The 16,673-nt window shown below is 67.5% G+C and carries 12 protein-coding genes and 1 tRNA gene; 7 read left to right on the top strand and 6 right to left on the bottom strand.

The features are described 5' to 3' along the window. Positions 1-52 precede the first annotated feature (52 nt). Genes PIGHUM_RS14520 through PIGHUM_RS14510 form a run of 3 tightly spaced genes read right to left on the bottom strand, consistent with a single transcriptional unit; the run spans position 53 to position 3,763 of the window. On the bottom strand, positions 53-574 hold the full coding sequence (locus PIGHUM_RS14520) for a MarR family winged helix-turn-helix transcriptional regulator (protein WP_124080282.1): 522 nt from the start codon (positions 572-574) through the stop codon (positions 53-55). A gap of 15 nt (positions 575-589) precedes the next feature. Then, the gene (locus tag PIGHUM_RS14515) at positions 590-1,363 is read right to left on the bottom strand and encodes an SDR family NAD(P)-dependent oxidoreductase (RefSeq protein ID WP_124080281.1); all 774 of its coding nucleotides are present in this window, start codon (positions 1,361-1,363) and stop codon (positions 590-592) included. 3 nt (positions 1,364-1,366) lie between these two features. Next, positions 1,367-3,763 (bottom strand): bifunctional salicylyl-CoA 5-hydroxylase/oxidoreductase, encoded by a 2,397-nt coding sequence (locus PIGHUM_RS14510; protein ID WP_124080280.1) that lies wholly within the window; start codon positions 3,761-3,763, stop codon positions 1,367-1,369. A gap of 336 nt (positions 3,764-4,099) precedes the next feature. On the opposite strand from PIGHUM_RS14510, the gene PIGHUM_RS14505 reads away from it, so the two are divergent. The 4 genes from PIGHUM_RS14505 to PIGHUM_RS14490 all read left to right on the top strand — a co-directional run bounded on the left by PIGHUM_RS14505 (position 4,100) and on the right by PIGHUM_RS14490 (position 9,927). Further along, complete coding sequence (locus tag PIGHUM_RS14505; RefSeq protein WP_124080279.1) at positions 4,100-7,252, top strand: response regulator; 3,153 nt, start codon at positions 4,100-4,102, stop codon at positions 7,250-7,252. 33 nt (positions 7,253-7,285) lie between these two features. Beyond that, positions 7,286-8,107 (top strand): CheR family methyltransferase, encoded by an 822-nt coding sequence (locus PIGHUM_RS14500; protein WP_124080278.1) that lies wholly within the window; start codon positions 7,286-7,288, stop codon positions 8,105-8,107. 69 nt (positions 8,108-8,176) lie between these two features. Continuing rightward, positions 8,177-8,764 carry a chemotaxis protein CheB gene (locus tag PIGHUM_RS14495; protein ID WP_246013212.1) on the top strand — a complete coding sequence of 196 codons (588 nt, stop codon included), beginning with the start codon at positions 8,177-8,179 and terminating at the stop codon, positions 8,762-8,764. Between the two features lie 8 nt (positions 8,765-8,772). Next, a complete protein-coding gene (locus PIGHUM_RS14490; protein ID WP_124080276.1) occupies positions 8,773-9,927 on the top strand; it encodes a hybrid sensor histidine kinase/response regulator in 1,155 nt (384 codons plus the stop codon). Between the two features lie 28 nt (positions 9,928-9,955). Here the strand turns inward: PIGHUM_RS14490 and PIGHUM_RS14485 are convergent, their stop codons facing one another. Beyond that, positions 9,956-12,034: an ATP-dependent helicase gene (locus PIGHUM_RS14485; RefSeq protein ID WP_124080275.1), complete on the bottom strand. Its 2,079-nt coding sequence runs from the start codon at positions 12,032-12,034 to the stop codon at positions 9,956-9,958. A gap of 51 nt (positions 12,035-12,085) precedes the next feature. Between PIGHUM_RS14485 and PIGHUM_RS14480 the strand changes: the two genes are divergently transcribed. Then, on the top strand, positions 12,086-13,006 hold the full coding sequence (locus PIGHUM_RS14480; protein WP_124080274.1) for a DUF72 domain-containing protein: 921 nt from the start codon (positions 12,086-12,088) through the stop codon (positions 13,004-13,006). Here the strand turns inward: PIGHUM_RS14480 and PIGHUM_RS14475 are convergent. Further along, entirely contained in the window at positions 12,987-14,273 is a 1,287-nt protein-coding gene (locus tag PIGHUM_RS14475; RefSeq protein WP_124080273.1) for a c-type cytochrome, read from the bottom strand. The genes PIGHUM_RS14480 and PIGHUM_RS14475 overlap by 20 nt on opposite strands. Further along, complete coding sequence (locus tag PIGHUM_RS14470) at positions 14,270-15,001, bottom strand: c-type cytochrome (RefSeq protein WP_160142276.1); 732 nt, start codon at positions 14,999-15,001, stop codon at positions 14,270-14,272. The genes PIGHUM_RS14475 and PIGHUM_RS14470 overlap by 4 nt, the downstream gene beginning before the upstream one ends. Before the next feature lie 227 nt (positions 15,002-15,228). Here PIGHUM_RS14470 and PIGHUM_RS14465 point away from each other — a divergent pair. Continuing rightward, positions 15,229-15,305: transfer RNA gene (locus PIGHUM_RS14465), tRNA-Arg, on the top strand. Between the two features lie 106 nt (positions 15,306-15,411). Continuing rightward, on the top strand, positions 15,412-16,638 hold the full coding sequence (locus PIGHUM_RS14460; RefSeq protein ID WP_124080271.1) for a LysR family transcriptional regulator: 1,227 nt from the start codon (positions 15,412-15,414) through the stop codon (positions 16,636-16,638). Positions 16,639-16,673 lie beyond the last annotated feature (35 nt).

The raw sequence follows: 16,673 nt of genomic DNA, 5'->3' as shown, positions 1-16,673 counted from the left end.
ACCTATTAAAAAGCCTCCACGCTTGCCGTTGCACGCCCCAGGGGGACGCACGTCAGCGCGTAGGGGGGAGCCTCATTTTCAGCAGAGAAAGCAGTTCCATGAGCGCGTCTTTCGACTCGGCCGGCAGGCCGGAGAACAGTTCGACGATCCACTGCTCGTGCACTGCCGCCATCTTGACGAAGGCCTTGCGGCCGGCGGGCGTGAGCTTGACGACGAAAGAGCGCCGGTCTTCCGGCGACGGCTCGCGCAGAACCAGCCTTTCCTGTTCGAGCTGATCGGTGATCCCGGTCACGTTGCCGCCCGTCACCATCATGCGCTGCGACAATTCGCCCATGCGCAGCCCTTCGGGATGGCGTTCGAGCTGGGCCATCAGGTCGAAGCGCGGCAAGGTGATGTCGAACTGGCTGCGCAGGCGCGAACGGATCTCGCTCTCGATGCGCGTGGTGCACGACAGCATGCGCAGCCACAGCACCAGCGACTGGTGGTGATCCTCGGTCAGCCGCGCCTCCAGGTCCAGAACCGGCACGGGCCCGATGCCGCCCCCGCTCGCCTCTTCGACGGACTTCCGTGCCATCGCTCATCCTTTCTGTCAGGTAGTTTCACCACCCGCGACGGCGACGGACTGGCCGTTCATCGCGGACGAAATCGGCAGGCACAGCCAGCCGACGGCATGCGCCACTTCCTCGGGCTGCACCAGCCGCTTCTGCGGGTTGAAGGCCGCCAGCGCCGCCTTGGCGTCGGCCTCGCTGCGGCCGGTGCGGGCGGAAATGTTGGCGATGGCCTCGCGGCCGAGGTCGGTTTCGGTAAACCCCGGGCACACCGCATTGACGGTAATGCCCTTGGTGGCGACTTCCAGCGCCATGGCCCGCGTCAGCCCGACCACGCCGTGCTTGGACGCGCAGTAGGCCGCAGTATAGGTATAGCCGATCAGCCCCGCCGTGCTGGCGACGTTGACGATGCGGCCCCAGCCCGCCTCGAGCATGCCGGGCAGCACGGCGCGCGAGCAATAGAAAGTGCCGCTCAAATTGACCGCCAGCATGCGCGCCCAGAGCGCGTCGTCGGTGCGCCCCACCGAGGCGGATCCGGCCTGGCCGGCGTTGTTGACCAGGATATCGATGCGCCCGCCCGCCTGGACGGCCGCGGCGACACCCTGCTCCACCGATTCGGGATCGGCGACGTCGATGCGCACCCGGCGAGCCGTTCCCAGCGCGGACAATTCCTCTACCGTCTGGTCGAGCGCGGCTTCGCCTCGTCCCGCCACGGTGACGCAAGCGCCCAGGCGCAGCAGTTCCCGGGCCACCGCCAGGCCGATGCCGCGCGCGCCGCCCGTCACCAGCGCATGTCTACCGTCGAGCTTGTCCATGTCCTACCCCATCAGCATGCGTTCGGCGATCTCGCGCGCCGACAGGCCTTGCTGGGCCGCGGCCAGCTGGCGTTCGCGCTCGAGGTTGCGTTCAAGCTGCATCTTTCCTGCGTAGTATTGCCTGGGCCAGCCTGCGTCGAAACCTATCTTGGCCGACTCCAGCAGCGTCCATGCGGGATTGGCCAGGTGCGGCCGTGCCAGCGCGCACAGGTCGGCGCGGCCTGCGGCGATGATGCCGTTGACGTGATCGGCTTCGAAGATCCCCCCTACCGCGATGGTCGCGATGCCGGTCTCGTTGCGGACGCGGTCGGCGAACGGCGTCTGGAACATGCGTCCATAGATGGGCTGTTCGCGCTTGCTGACCTGGCCGGAGGAACAATCGATCATGTCCGCGCCGGCCTGCTTGAACAGCCGGCCGATCTCGACCGCGTCGTCCGGCTTGATGCCGCCCTCGACCCAGTCGTGCGCCGATATCCGCACGCTCATGGGCTTGTGCGCCGGCCACACCGCACGCATCGCCGCGAAGACCTCGAGCGGATAGCGGCAGCGGTTCTCCAGGCTGCCGCCGTATTCGTCGGTGCGCAGGTTGGTGAGCGGCGAGATGAAGGTGGACAGCAGGTAGCCGTGGGCGCAGTGCAGCTCCAGCCAGTCGAAGCCGGCCTTGTCGGTCTCGACCGTGGCGCGCACGAAATCGCCCAGCACCCGGCGCATGTCCTCGCGCGTGGCCTCGCTCGCCACCTGAGAGATGCCCTCCAGATACTGGGTGGGCGACGCGGCCAGCAGCGGCCAGTTGCCGGATTCCAATGGCTGGTCCGTGCCTTCCCAGGCCAGGCGGGTGGAGCCCTTGGGACCGGCATGGCCCAGTTGCATGGCGATCCGCGCATCGGTGTTCCGGTGCACGAAATCGACGATGCGCTTCCAGGCATCGGTGTGCCCCGGCCGGTACAGGCCCGGGCATCCCGGCGTAATGCGCGCATCGGCCGATACGCAGGTCATTTCGGCGAACACCATCGCCGCGCCGCCCATGGCGCGGCTGCCCAGATGCACCATATGGAAATCGCCCACCGTGCCCCCCACCGCCGAATACTGCGCCATCGGCGACATGACGATGCGGTTCTTCAGCACCAGGTCGCGCACGCGCAGCGGCGTCAGCATGGGCGGCAGCGGCTTGCCGTGCTGCCCGGCGGGCAGGTCCTGGCCGGTGGCCGCCACCGCGCGCTGCGCCAGCCAGCGCTCGTACCCCTCGACATAGGCCGGATCGCGCAGGCGAAGGTTCTCGTGCGACAGGCGCTGGCTGCGCGTCAGCATGGAATAGGCGAACTGCTCGGGCTCCATGCCGACGTAGCGATCGACGTTCTCGAACCACTCCATGGAGTTGCGCGCCGAACTCTGGATCTTCAGCACCTCGATCGCGCGCACCGCTTCGTAGCCGGCCATCACGGCCGCCAGGTCGTCGCGCGGCGCGTTGTCGAAGCAGCGCGCCAGCTCGATGGCATCTTCCAGCGCGAGCTTGGTGCCCGAGCCGATGGAGAAATGCGCCGAATGCGCGGCATCGCCCATCAGCACCACCGGCACCTGCTTGCCCTCGATGGCGTTCCAGTGGACCCAGCTGCCGCAGACGATGCGGGGAAAGCGGATCCAGTTGGCCGAACCGCGCAGGTGCGGCGAATTGCTCAGCAGGGGCTGTCCGTCGAGGTATTTGGCGAACAGCCGTTCGCAGAAAGCGATGGCGTCCGCCTGGCTCATCTCGTCGAGTCCGGCGCGCTGCCAGACACTGTCCGGGGTCTCGATGATGAAGGTGGAAGTATCGCCGTCGTATTGGTAGGCGTGGGCCTGGAACCAGCCGTGCTCGGTTTCTTCGAAAGCGAATGTAAAAGCCGAAAACAGTTTCTTGGTGCCCAGCCAGACGAAGCGGCAATCGCGCGTCTCGATGTCGGGCCGGTACGTGGACTGGTAGCGCGTGCGGATCTTGCTGTTGAGCCCGTCGCAAGCCACCACGAGATCGGCGCCGTAGCGTGCGGCGACGGCCTGGTCGTCGTCCACTTCGGTCTCGAACACCAGCTCCACGCCGAGCTCCTCGCAGCGCTCCTGCAGGATGTTCAGGAGGCGCTTGCGCCCGATGCCGCAGAAGCCGTGCCCGCCCGACGTAATGGTGCGGCCCTTGAAATGGACGTCGATGTCGTCCCAGTGATTGAACGACTGCAGGATCTTGCGCGCGGTAGGCTCGTCGGCCTGCACCAGGTTGCCCAATGTCTGGTCGGAGAACACCACGCCCCAGCCGAAGGTATCGTAGGGCCGGTTGCGCTCGATCACGACGATGCGCGAGGACGGATCGCGCTTTTTCATCAACAGCGCGAAATACAGGCCGGCGGGACCGCCGCCGATGCAGACGATATTCATGGCACCTCCGCGGGCTGCGCGGAAAAGTCTGTATGAACCGGCTGTACGAACCGGAGACGGCCGCGGCGCGACGCTTGGCGACCTTGGATATTATTTCATACCTAAAATATTTTTGCGTCAAGCAAGGCTCGGGATAGTCCCGATGCCGGGCCGCCCGGCATGGCGGGGAGCGCCGCCGCAACCGCCGCGTTTGCCTCGCATCGGCGTTTTGCGCCGTCCCGGCAGACCGTTTATGCTTGGGAGCCTCTTCCGTCCCGCCCGGGCCGCACGCCGCCGGGCTTTGCGTCCGGCCGGTACGCCGGCATTCCTTCCGACCCTATCGTTTCCCTTCTGGATATGGCCCTGCCCCGCAACCTGAACTCCCTCCAGACCTATCTGCTGGCAGGCGTAGTCGCCCTGGTGGTCTTCGCCACGGATATGGTCCTGCCCATCGGCTATGCCATATGGGTGTTCTATTTCGGCGCCGTGATCAGCTGCCTGCTTTCGCGCGACCGCTACGCACCCTATGTGATCGCCGCGGCCTGCTGCGGCCTGATCATCATCGGCTACGGCACCTCGCCGAACACGCCCGACATGGCCACGATGGCGATCTTCAACCGCGCGATAACCGGCTTTTGCCTGCTCGGCTTGGCAGGCATCGTCTCCGCCTATATCCAGTCCAGCACCAGCCTGGCGCGCAACGCCTGGGTCCAAGACGGTCAGGTCCGGCTGTCCAAGGCCGTCCAGGGCGAGCAGAGCGAATCTGAATATGCGGCGCTGGTGCTGCGGACCGTGGCCGATTACCTGCGTGCGCAGGCCGGCGTGATGTATTCGCTCGACGGCGGACGGCTGCGGCGCGTGGCCGGCTGGGCGTTGCCCGATACGGCGGGCGTGCCTGCCGAAATCCCGGTGGGCGAAGGCGCGATCGGCCAGGCGGTGCTGGAGCGCAAGGCGCTCGTCCTGGACGGCGTGCCTGTCGCCCATCTGCAGGTCGGCTCGGCCCTGGGGGCGGCCGACCCGGCGCGCCTCATTGCCGCACCGGTCACGGCGGAAGGCAAGGTGGTGGGCGCCATCGAACTGGCGTTCACCGACAGCCACGGCGGCAGCGACGATGCGCAGGAGATGCTGCAAACCGCCGCCGAAGCCATCGGCTCCGGCCTGCGTTCGGCGCAATACCGCATGCGTCTGGAGGAACTGCTGGCCGAAACCCGCCGCCAGAGCGAGGAATTGCAGGTGCAGCAGGAAGAGCTTCGCGTATCGAACGAGGAACTCGAGGAACGCAGCCGCGCGCTAATGGACTCGCAATCGCGGCTGGAGACGCAGCAGGCCGAGCTGGAACAGACCAACAGCCAGCTCAACAGCTATACCGATAGCCTGGAAAAGCAGAAGCAGAACCTGATCATGGCGCAGCGCGCGCTGGCCGAGAATGCGCGCGCGCTGGAGCGGGCCAACCAGTACAAGTCCGAGTTCCTGGCCAATATGTCGCACGAGCTGCGCACGCCGCTGAACAGCTCGCTGATCCTGGCCAAGCTGCTGTCCGAGAACAAGGACGGCAACCTGAGCGATGACCAGGTCCGCTACGCCCAAACCATCCACTCGTCCAACACCGATCTGCTGGTGCTGATCAACGACATCCTGGATCTTTCCAAGGTCGAGGCTGGCCACATCGAGATCCAGGCCGAGCCCGTCGCCATGGCCAGCTTGCTGGAAGCCCTGCAGCGCGCCTTCGAGCCTGTGGCGGCGCAAAAACACCTGGCGTTCGTCATCGAGCGCGCCGACGATGCGCCGCAGTTGCTGGTGACCGACAACCAGCGCCTGCAGCAGATCCTCAAGAACCTGCTGGCCAACGCGTTCAAGTTCACCGAGCGCGGCCGCGTCACGCTGAAGGTATCGCCCGCCGGCGACAATGCGGTCCGCTTCGACGTCACGGACACCGGCATCGGCATTCCGAGCGCCCAGCAAGACGTCATTTTCGAAGCGTTCCGGCAGGCCGACGGCACCACCAGCCGCAAGTACGGCGGCAGCGGGCTGGGACTGTCGATCTCGCGCGAGTTCGCCCATCTGCTGGGCGGCGAGATCACCGTCTCCAGCCAGGAAGGCACCGGCAGCACCTTCTCGCTGACGGTCGCGCTGCATGCGCCTTCCCAGCCGGCCGAAGGCGGCAAGCCGGCGGTACCGCACACTGCCACGCCTCCCACCCGTGGCAGCGCTGCGGCGCCCGCTCTTGCCGCAGAGCCTCCGGCCATTGCCAGCGCGCCTGCCGCGACGCCCGCCGCGGCGCCTCCGGCGCCGGTCGGCCGCGTCGCCGACGACCGCAACGCGCGCCACCGTCCCGAACGCCTGATCCTGGTGATCGAAGACGACCTGGCGTTCGCACGCATCCTCTACGACCTGGCCCACGAACTCGATTTCGACTGCATCATCGCAGCCAGCGCCGGCGAAGGCATGGGCCTGGCCCGCACCGCCCAGCCCTGCGGCATCCTGCTCGACGTGGGCCTGCCGGACGACTCCGGCCTCAGCGTCCTGGAGCGCCTGAAGCGGGACCCCGCCACCCGCCACCTGCCGGTGCACGTGATTTCCGCCACCGATTACACCGAGACCGCGCTGCAGCTGGGCGCGATCGGCTACACCCTCAAGCCCAGCGCGCGCGAGCATCTGGAAAATGCCATCCACTCGCTGGAAAACCGGCTCAAGCAGCGCATGCGGCGCATCCTGATCGTCGAGGACGATGCCGAGCTGCGCGGCAACATCCAGCTGCTGCTCGACTCCCCCGACCTGGAGCAGACCGGCGCCGGCACCATGGCCGACGCCCTGGAGCAATTGCGTTCGACCAGCTTCGACTGCGTGATCATGGACCTGGCCCTGCCCGACGGCTCGGGCTACGACCTGCTCGAGAAAATGGCCAGCGGCGGCCCCTACGCCTTCCCTCCGGTCATCGTCTACACGGGACGCTCGCTGACGCCCGACGAAGAACAGCGCCTGCGGCGCTATTCGAAATCCATCATCATCAAGGGCGCTAAATCGCCCGAACGGCTGCTGGACGAAGTCACGCTGTTCCTGCATAGCGTGGAATCGGAACTGCCCGCCGAAAAGCAGCGCATGCTCAAGGAGGCGCGCAAGCGCGACTCCGCCTTCGAAGGACGCCGCATCCTGCTGGCCGAAGACGACATCCGCAACATCTTCGCGCTGTCGCAGGTGATCGAGCCGCTGGGCGCGCAACTGGAGATCGCCCGCAACGGCAGGGAAGCGCTGGACCTGCTGGCGCGCGAGGGCAGCGCCATCGACCTGGTCCTGATGGACATCATGATGCCGGAGATGGATGGCCTGACGGCGATTCGCGAAATCCGGGCGCAGAACCGGCATGCCCGGCTGCCCATCATCGCCCTCACGGCCAAGGCCATGCCGGCCGATCGCCAGCGCTGCCTGGACGCCGGCGCGAGCGACTACATCTCCAAGCCGCTGGACGTCGATAAATTGCTGTCGCTGTGCCGCGTCTGGCTGCCGCAATAATCGAGGCTCTTGCCATGCATAGCGACTCTTGAAATGAGCAAGAACCCGGATTTCGACATCGAGCTCAAGCTGTTGCTGGAGGCGATCTACCTCAAGTACCAGCACGATTTTCGCGACTACTCCGTCACGTCGCTGGCGCGACGCATCCGGCAGGCGCTGCCGGTATTCCACTGCCATACGCTGTCGCAGCTGCAGGACAGATTGCTGCACGACCCCGCGGTGTTCCCGCAGCTGATGCAATACCTGACGGTCCAGGTCAGCGAGATGTTCCGCGACCCGGGGTATTTCAAGGCGCTGCGTCAGCACGTGGTGCCGCTGCTGCGCACCTATCCGTCCATCAAGATCTGGGTGGCCGGCTGCAGCACGGGCGAGGAACTGTGGTCGCTGGCCATCATGATGCACGAGGAAGGGCTGGGCGAGCGCACGCTGTTCTACGCCACCGACATCAATCCGCAGGCGCTGCGCTCCGCCGAGGCGGCCATCTATCCGACCGAGCGCATCAGCGAATTCAGCCGCAACTACCTGGCCGCGGGCGGCACCGCGTCGCTGTCCGACTATTACCATGCCGCCTACGACGCCGCCTCGTTCGCACGCAGCTTCAAGTCGCAAGTCGTGTTCGCCAACCACAGCCTGGCCACCGACAGCGTCTTTTCGGAAGTCCACCTGGTGTCGTGCCGCAACGTGCTGATCTACTTCAACCATGGCTTGCAGGACCGGGCCCTGGGCCTGTTCCGCGACGCGCTGGTGCGGCGGGGCTTCCTCGGGCTGGGCAGCAAGGAGAACCTGCGCTTCACCTCGGCCAGCGAACATTTCGACGATTTCGTGCCGGCCGAGAAAATCTATCAAAGGAGCTGAAGGCCCCACCCCGAGCGGCTATCGCCGGGCCCCGGGTCATCAACAGCGCCATGAATGATTGATATGGATATGTGCTTGTCTATTCGTGCTGTCGAAGCGGTCGCGATCGGCGCTTCGGCCGGGGGCATCGAGGCCTTGGGGGAACTGCTGCCGGCGTTGCCGGCGGGGTTCGTGCCGGCGGTCTGCATCGTCCAACACATCGTCCCTTCGCAGCGCAGCATGCTGGCCGAACTGTTCGGCGAACGCTGCGCCCTGCCCGTCCTCGAGGCCAGCGACAAACAGCCCATACTCGGCGGTCATATATACTTCGCTCCCCCCGATTACCACCTGCTGGTAGAGCCCGGCCGCACGTGGGCGCTCACTCAGGAAGAGCCGGTCAATTTTTCGCGGCCGTCGATAGATGTACTGTTTGAAACGGCTGCGGAGGTGTACGGTCCGGCGCTGCTGGGTATAGTTCTGAGCGGAAGCAATGGCGACGGCTCGGCGGGCGTGCGGGCCATCGGCCGGGCGGGGGGATCGGCATGGGCGCAGGATCCTTCCACGGCTCCGGCCGACGCCATGCCGCGTTCCGCCATCCAGACCGGACATATCGATGCGGTACTGGACATCCGACAAATGGCTGCCCTGCTGGCCGCATGCACGATGGAGAAAAACTGAGGATTGCCATGTCACGCTCCACCAAGATCCTCGTGGTCGACGACCTCGAACAAAATATCGTGGCCCTCGAAGCGCTGGTACGCCGCCCTGATGTCGAGCTGCTGCGCGCCGACTCGGGCGCCCAGGCGCTGGAACTGCTGCTCGAAAACGACGTCGCCCTGGCTCTGGTCGATGTGCAGATGCCCGGCATGGACGGTTTCGAATTGGCCGAGTTCATGCGCGGCAGCCCGCGCACCCGCCATGTCCCCATCATTTTCCTGACCGCGGCCGACCGCAACAGCCATCGAACCTTCCGCGGCTACGAGGCGGGCGCCGTCGATTTCCTCTACAAGCCCATCGATCCGCACATCCTGCGCAGCAAGATCGAAGTCTTCGTGCAGCTGCAGAACCAACGCCTGCAATTGGCCGATCAGCTCGACAAGCTCACGCAATTGCTGCGCACCAATGAAATGTTCGTGGCGGTGCTGGGCCACGACCTGCGCAATCCGCTGTCCGCCGTGGTCAACCTGTCCGAAGCGCTGGTGCGCGCCGCCGGCGAGGGGCAGGTGCACGATTGGGCCCTGCGCATCCGCAATAGCGGCAACCGTATGTCGCGCATGGTGGACCAATTGCTCGACCTGGCGCACATGCGCTCCGGCACGCTGGCGATCAGCAGCGAGCCGGTGGATCTGTCTTCGCTTTGCTCGGCCATCATCGACGAACTCGACCCGCTGGGCGACAAGCGGACGGTGACGCTGGACGTCGTGGGCGATGCGCGCGGCAGCTGGGATCCCGACCGCCTCCAGCAAGTGTTCTCGAACCTGCTGGGCAATGCGCTGCAACACGGCACGCCAGGGCACCCGGTCAGGCTCCAGATCGACGGCAACCGTCCCCATGCCCTGCACGTCCGGGTCGTCAACGCCGGTACGATCGCCTCCGACGTACGGCCACACCTGTTCCAGCCCTTCGAGGCGGGCAAGCTGCGGCGCAGCAACGGCAGCGGGCTGGGCCTGGGGCTCTACATCGCGCGCGAACTGATCAACACCCACCAGGGCCAGTTGCGGCTCGATTGCGAGACGCCCGGACTGACGATATTCGAAGTCGAGCTGCCGCGCCGGGCTCCCGCTCCGGCTGCAAGCCAGTTCACGCTGGCCCAGCCTGCCGACAGCGCCGGACGCGCTTGAAGCAACCGGGCGCTGCCGGCAGGCGCCCTCAGGACCAGGCGCCGCGCAGCCGGCCGGCGATATCGATGCGGCTGCCCTCGCGCACCGGCGCAGCGCCGGCCGCCTGGCCGCGCGACTTGGGCAGCACCTCGAACAGCGGCAACAGCGCATCGGGCACGAAGCGGCTGCGCGTGCCGTAGACGTGGCGGTCGCCCAGGCCGCTTTGCTGGTGCACGTAGAATCGCTGCGGCACCACCAGTTGCAGCCGCTCGCGCGCCCGCGTCATTGCCACGTACAAGAGCCTGCGCTCTTCCTCGATTTCATCGGCATCGCCGGTGCTCATGTCGGACGGAATGCAGCCGTCGACCACGTTCAGCACATAGACCGCGCGCCACTCCTGTCCCTTTGCCGAATGGATGGTGGACAGGATCATGTAGTCTTCGTCCAGCAGCGGCGCCCCCGACTGCCCACTGGTGGCATCCGGCGGATCGAGCGTCAATTCCGTCAGGAACTGTTCCCGCGAAGCATAAGTGCCGGCGATGCGCGCGAGCTGGTCGAGGTCGGCCTGCCGCACGACAGGATCGTCGTACAGGCGCGGCAGTTGCGGCAGATACCAGCGCAGCGCCAGGTCCAGGTCGGCGGGCCAGGCCAGCGCCGGGTCGCCCAGCGCCAGCACCGTCTCGAGGAAAGGCTGCCAGTCCGCGGCAACCGCGGCGCCCGGCTTGAAGGCTTGCAGCGCCTGGCGCGGCAGGTCGGCGGCGGCCATGGCGTCGAGCACCCGCGCGGCCGTGGCCGGCCCTACCCCCGGCAGCAACTGCACCGCGCGAAAGCCCGCCAGGCGCCCCAGCGGATTGCGCGCCCAGCGCAGCAGCGAGAGCACGTCCTTGATGTGCGCCGCCTCGAGGAATTTCAGGCCGCCGAACTTGACGTAGGGAATGTTGCGGCGAGTCAGTTCCAGCTCCAGCGCCGCGCTGTGGCTGGCCGAGCGGAACAGCGCCGCCTGCGAGATCAGCCGCACGCCCGCCTCGCGCCGGGCCAGCACCTGGTCGGCCACCCAGCGGGCCTGGCCGGATTCGTCGCTGACGTAGACCAGTTCGGGCTTCTGCGATGAAGCCCGGTCGGTCCACAATTGCTTGGCATAGCGCTCGGGAGATTCGGCAATGACCGCGTTGGACGCATCCAGGATGGGCTGGGTGGAGCGATAGTTGCGCTCCAGCGTCACCACCTGCGCGGGGCGGGCGAACTGGCCGGGAAAATCGAGGATGTTGCGGACGGTGGCCGCGCGAAACGAATAAATGGATTGCGCATCGTCGCCGACCACCGTCAGGCCGCGGCCGTCCGGCTTCATCGCCAGCAGGATCGCCGCCTGCAGGCGGTTGGTGTCCTGGTATTCGTCGACCAGCACGTGCTCGAAGACCCCGCCCACCTCCTCGGCGACGGCGGGCTCCTTCATCATTTCCGCCCAATACAGCAGGAGGTCGTCGTAGTCGAGCACGTGCTGGTCCTGCTTGGCGGCCACGTAGGCGCCGAACAGGGCCTTCAGTTGCGCCTCCCATTGCGCGCACCAGGGAAAGTGGCGCGCCAGCACCCGGTCGAGCGGCTCCTGCGCATTGACGGCGCGGGAATAGATCGACAGGCAGGTGCCCTTGAGCGGAAAGCGCGACTTGGCGCCGGAATACCCCAGTTCGTGGCGCGCCAGGCCCATCAGGTCTTCGGCATCTCCGCGGTCGTGGATGGTGAACGATTCGGACAGGCCGATGCGCGGCGCATATTCGCGCAGCAGCCGCGCGCCGACGGCATGGAAGGTGCCGGCCCATTGCAGCGCGGGCGGCTGCGCGCCGCCCGGCCGCATGCCGAGAACGGCTTGCAGCACCCGTCCGACGCGCCGCTCCATCTCGGCCGCGGCGCGGCGGGAGAAGGTCAGCAGCAGGATGCGGTTCGGATCCGCCCCGTCGGCGATCAGGCGCGCGACGCGATGCGCCAGGGTGCTGGTCTTGCCCGACCCGGCGCCGGCGATGACCAGCAACGGCCCCGCGTCCGGCGCCGCGCCGTAAGCGACGGCCTCGCGTTGCTGGGGGTTGAGTTCGGCCCAGGGATCGCGGGCGACGGGGTCCGGAGCGTGTGACATGCGGTGGCGAAAACTGTATATTCATCCAGTATAGACCATGCCGATTCCGCCATGACCGTGCGCACGGGCACCTGCTCCTGGACCGATCCCACCCTGCTGGCCTGCGGCCGCTTCTACCCGCCCGGCGTGCGCAGCGCCGAGCAGCGCCTGCGCCACTACGCCGCGCGTTTCCCGCTGGTGGAAGTGGACAGCAGCCACTACCGGCTGCCGGACGCCTGCACCGCCTATCTCTGGACACAGCGCACACCCCCGGACTTCCTGTTCCACGTCAAGGCGTTCCGGCTGTTCACCGGACACCTGACGCCGGTGGCGGCCCTGCCTCCGGACCTGGCCGGCGAATTGGATCCCGCCATCCGCTACGTGGACTACGCCACCCTGCCCCGGGAACTGCGCGACGAAACCTGGCGGCGCTTCCTGCCGGCGCTCGAGCCTCTGCGCCAGAGCGGCCAATTGGCGGCCGTCCACATGCAGTTCGCGCCGCGGGTGCGCAACGACGCATCGGGCCGGGCGCTGGTGCGCGCCTGCGCCGCCCGGCTGGAGGATCTGGCTCCGGCCGTGGAATTCCGTCATCGCTCGTGGCTGACCGCCTCGTCGCGCGCGGCCACGCTGGCCTTGCTGCGCGAAGCGGGCGCCGTGCACACGGTGGTCGACAGCCCGGTCGGGCCCGTCAATACCGTGCCGGCGGTCTGGGCCGCGACGCACCCCGGCCTGGCGGTGGTGCGGCTGCATGGCCGCAACCGCGGCGCCTGGAACCGCCGCGGCGTACACGCCTCCTCGGGGCGCTTCGTCTACGAATACACCCCCGAGGAACTGGCCGAGATCGCCGAACTGGTGGCGCGCCTGACCCGCTCGGCCGCCAACGTGCACGTCCTGTTCAACACCAACCACGAAGACCAGGGCATGCGCAATGCCGCCGCCTTCCAGGACGCCTATGAACGCAAGCGGCAGCGGGTCAGCGCGCCGCTTCCCTGACTTTGCGCACTTCCGGCAGGCTGACCGCGCTGGCCTGGTTGTCCCAGCTCTGGCGGATGTAGGACACCACCGCGGCGACGTCCTGGTCGTTCAGCATCTGGCCGAACGGCGGCATGCCGTGCGGCTCGGGATTGCCCGCCGTGGACGGCGGGAAGCCACCGGACAGCACCATGTGGATGGCATTGTCCGGCGCGGCGGCCATGACCGAGATATTGCCCGCCAGCGGCGGCCAGGCCGGAACGTTCCCTTTGCCGTCGTCCTGGTGGCACTGCGCGCAGTACTGCCGGTAGAGCCTGCCGCCGTTCTGCATGACCGCCTGCGATGCCGGCTCGGCCAGCGCGGCCTTGTCGGTGCCGGCCGCAGGCAGCGACTTCAGATAGACGGCCATCGCCCGCAGATCGCTTTCCTGCGCATGCTGGAAACCCTGCAGGATCGCTTCGGCCATGGGCCCCGCGGCGTGCGAGCGGCGCGAGACGCCGGTCTTGAGCAGCTCGACGATGTCCTGCTCGGTCCATGCTCCCAGGCCGGTGGCCTGGTCGCCGGTCAAAGGCGGCGCGTACCAGGACTGGCCTTCGATGCGCGATCCGGCAAGGCCGGCAGAGAGGGCCATCGCGCCCAGGCGGTTGCGCGGCGTATGGCATTCGGCGCAATGCGCCAGCCCTTGCACCAGATAGCGGCCGCGCAGCCAGGCTTCGGAACGCTCCTCGGGCGGCGTGTCCGGCCGGTCGGACTGCGGGCGGAAATAGAACGCGCGCCACACCGCCACCAGCCAGCGCTGGTCGTAGGGAAACTTCAGCTCGTGCGGCCGGTTCTCCTGCGCCGCCGGCGGCAGCGACTGCAGGTAGGCGAACAGCGCGTCGGCGTCGGCGCGCGACACATTGCGGTAGCTCGGGTACGGAAAAGCCGGATACAGCAGGCTGCCGTCGGGCGTCTTGCCATGATGCAGCGCCCGCCAGAAATCGTCGGCGCTCCAGTTGCCCAGGCCGTGCCGCGGATCCGGCGTCAGGTTGGGCCCGTAGAACACGCCGAAAGGCGTGTCCAGCGCCCGCCCGCCGGCATACGCCTGGCCGCCCGCCGCCGTATGGCAGCCCATGCAGTTGCCCAGCCGGGCAAGATAGCGGCCGCGCTCCACGCGCTGCCCCGCATCGGTCTCCGCGGAGACAGGCGCCGCCGTGCCGCCGTGCTCCCGATAACCGGCCCAGAAGACCGCCGCCACGCCGGCTATGGCCAGCATGCCGACTCCGGCCATGAAGGTGCGCACTTTCATGGCTGTCCCTCCACCACGGCCTGGCTGCCACAGGCCATCGGCATGGGCGCGGGAAGCTTGTCGGCCGGCGCCGCGCTGCGCACCGATTGCGACGACAGCCATCCCGCCACCGCGCTGACGTCCTCGGGCGTCATGCGCCGTGCAATGTCGGCCATGCAGTCCGGGCCGATCGCATGGCGCAGGCCGTTGGTCCAGGCGCCGAATTGCGAGCCGATGTAGTCGTGGGGCAGCCCCAGCAGCGCGGGCACCGCCGGCCGTACGCCGTTCAGCGCTTCGCCGTGGCACGCCACGCACGCGGGCAGCTTGCGCCCGCTGTCGCCCTGCATGACCAGTTGCCTGCCACGCTCCAGCGTCGCCGCCGGCAGCCGCGAGGGCACCGGCGCCGCATAAGGAGGATGCTGTTCGGAAAACCAGTCGGCGATCTGGCGCAGATAGTCGTCCGACATGAACTCCAGCAGGTGCTGCATCGGCCGGTACTGGCGCCGCCCATCGCGGAAATAGACGAGCTGGTTATAGAGATAGTCCGCCGGCTTGCCGGCGATGCGGGGGTAGTAGCCGTCCGGGCCGGCACGGCCCTGGCTGCCGTGGCAGGCCGTACAGGCCGCCATGCGCCCCGCCATCGTTCCCGGTTCGAGCCGCTCCGGCTGCTGCGCTGCCAGCGGCGCCGATACAGCCAGCGCCGCCAGCGCCCCCATGATTTTGTATTTATGCTTATTGGCCAATGGCATGGTGTTATCGAATGCCGCCACCCCGGGCGCGGCATCCGTAAAATGCGTGTCGACCGCACCAGTGTAGCCCTCCCTCCGCGTGGCCGGACGCGGCAAGGTGTCGCACCCGGCCCGGCAGCAGCAGCCGCCGCGGGGGCATCGCGGCATACGCGTGGACGGGCTTTGGCGACTTGCGCCGCCTGATTTGCACAACGGAAAAAGTGTGGCTATAATTCTGTTTCTTCGCAGCGCCCGTAGCTCAGTTGGATAGAGTACTTGGCTACGAACCAAGGGGTCGTGGGTTCGAATCCTGCCGGGCGCGCCAGAACAAAACCTCCGGGTAACCGGGGACCAAAACGGCTTGAGGACCACGACCCTCAAGCCGTTTTTCTTTGCCTGCAGATTCTTTACGCGCAGATTTTGGGCCGCCTATGACCCAGCAGACCGTACCGCTACGTATTCTCCGGGTGGTCGCATCCGTGGCCGAAACCGGCGGCATCACGAAAAGCGCGAAAGCCCTGCATCAATCCGCTTCGTCCATCACCCGGGCGGTGCAGAGCGCCGAATCCGCGCTCGGCATCCCGCTGTTCGACCGGGGCGCCCGCGGCATGGCGCCCACCGCGGCGGGCGCCATGCTGACCTTGCGGATCGGCCGCGCCATGCACGTGCTGCGTGACGCCGCCGACGGACTGCAATTGCGCGGCGCCCCCGCTTCGGTCGCCACCCTCCCTCGATTGGTCAACGACAGCTTGCTGGCGGCGCTGTCCGCGCGTGCCGCCCACGCCACCGAAAGCGCCGCGGCCGACGCCCTGGGCCTGTCGCAACCGGCCCTGCACCAGGCGCTGCGCCGGCTCGAGCACCTCGCCAAAGTGCAGTTGTTCGAACGCACCCGCGTCGGCACCCGCCTCAACGAATCGGGACGCTGGCTGCTGCTGCATGCCCAGCAGGCCCTCGACGAGATCCGCATCGGGCACGAGGAACTGGCACGCTGGCGCGGACTGGGCGGACGCAACGTCGCGATCGGTTCCCTGCCCATGACCGGCGACGTACTGGTGCCGCGCACGGTGGCGCTGACGCTCGAATCCCAGCCCGACATCTGCCTGACGATCAAGGGCGGCACCTACGAATCGCTGATCGCCATGCTCAGATCGGCGGAGATCGATTTCCTGGTCGGACCGCTGCGCGGCGCCGCGCTGGCCGGCGACCTGGTCGAGGAAGAACTGTTCGTCGACCGCTTCGTTGCGGTCGTGCGCAGCGGCCATCCCCTGATGCGGGGCAGGCAGCAGCCCTCGCTCGTGCGGATGGCCGGCTATCCGTGGATAGGCCCGCTGCCGGGCACGCCGGCGCAGCAGGCCTTCGACCAACTGTTCGCGCAGGCCGGCCTGGCCGCGCCCTGGGTCTCGATGCAGGTCAACAGCACCGCCGTCCTGCGCTCGCTGCTGCTGGCCGGCAACCACATCGCACTGGTCTCTCCGCTGCAGGTGCATGCCGACGTCGCGGCCGGGCTGCTGGCCCACGCCAGCGAGCCGCTGCCCGGAACGGAGCGATCCATAGGCATCACGCAACGCCGCGGCGCCCTCGCCTCGTCCGCTTGCGAGCAGGTTTTAGCCGCCTTGCGCCAGGCCGTCCAGGAAACCGCGGCCCCTGCGTCCTTATAAGAAGAACGCAACGTTCTGCCGATACCCAGCAAGAC

Origin of the sequence: Pigmentiphaga humi, from assembly GCF_900606115.1 — a bacterium.
GTDB lineage: Bacteria > Pseudomonadota > Gammaproteobacteria > Burkholderiales > Burkholderiaceae_B > Pigmentiphaga > Pigmentiphaga humi.
The sequence above is the reverse complement of the archived record's forward strand: the minus strand, read 5'-3'. Positions and strand labels throughout refer to the sequence as shown.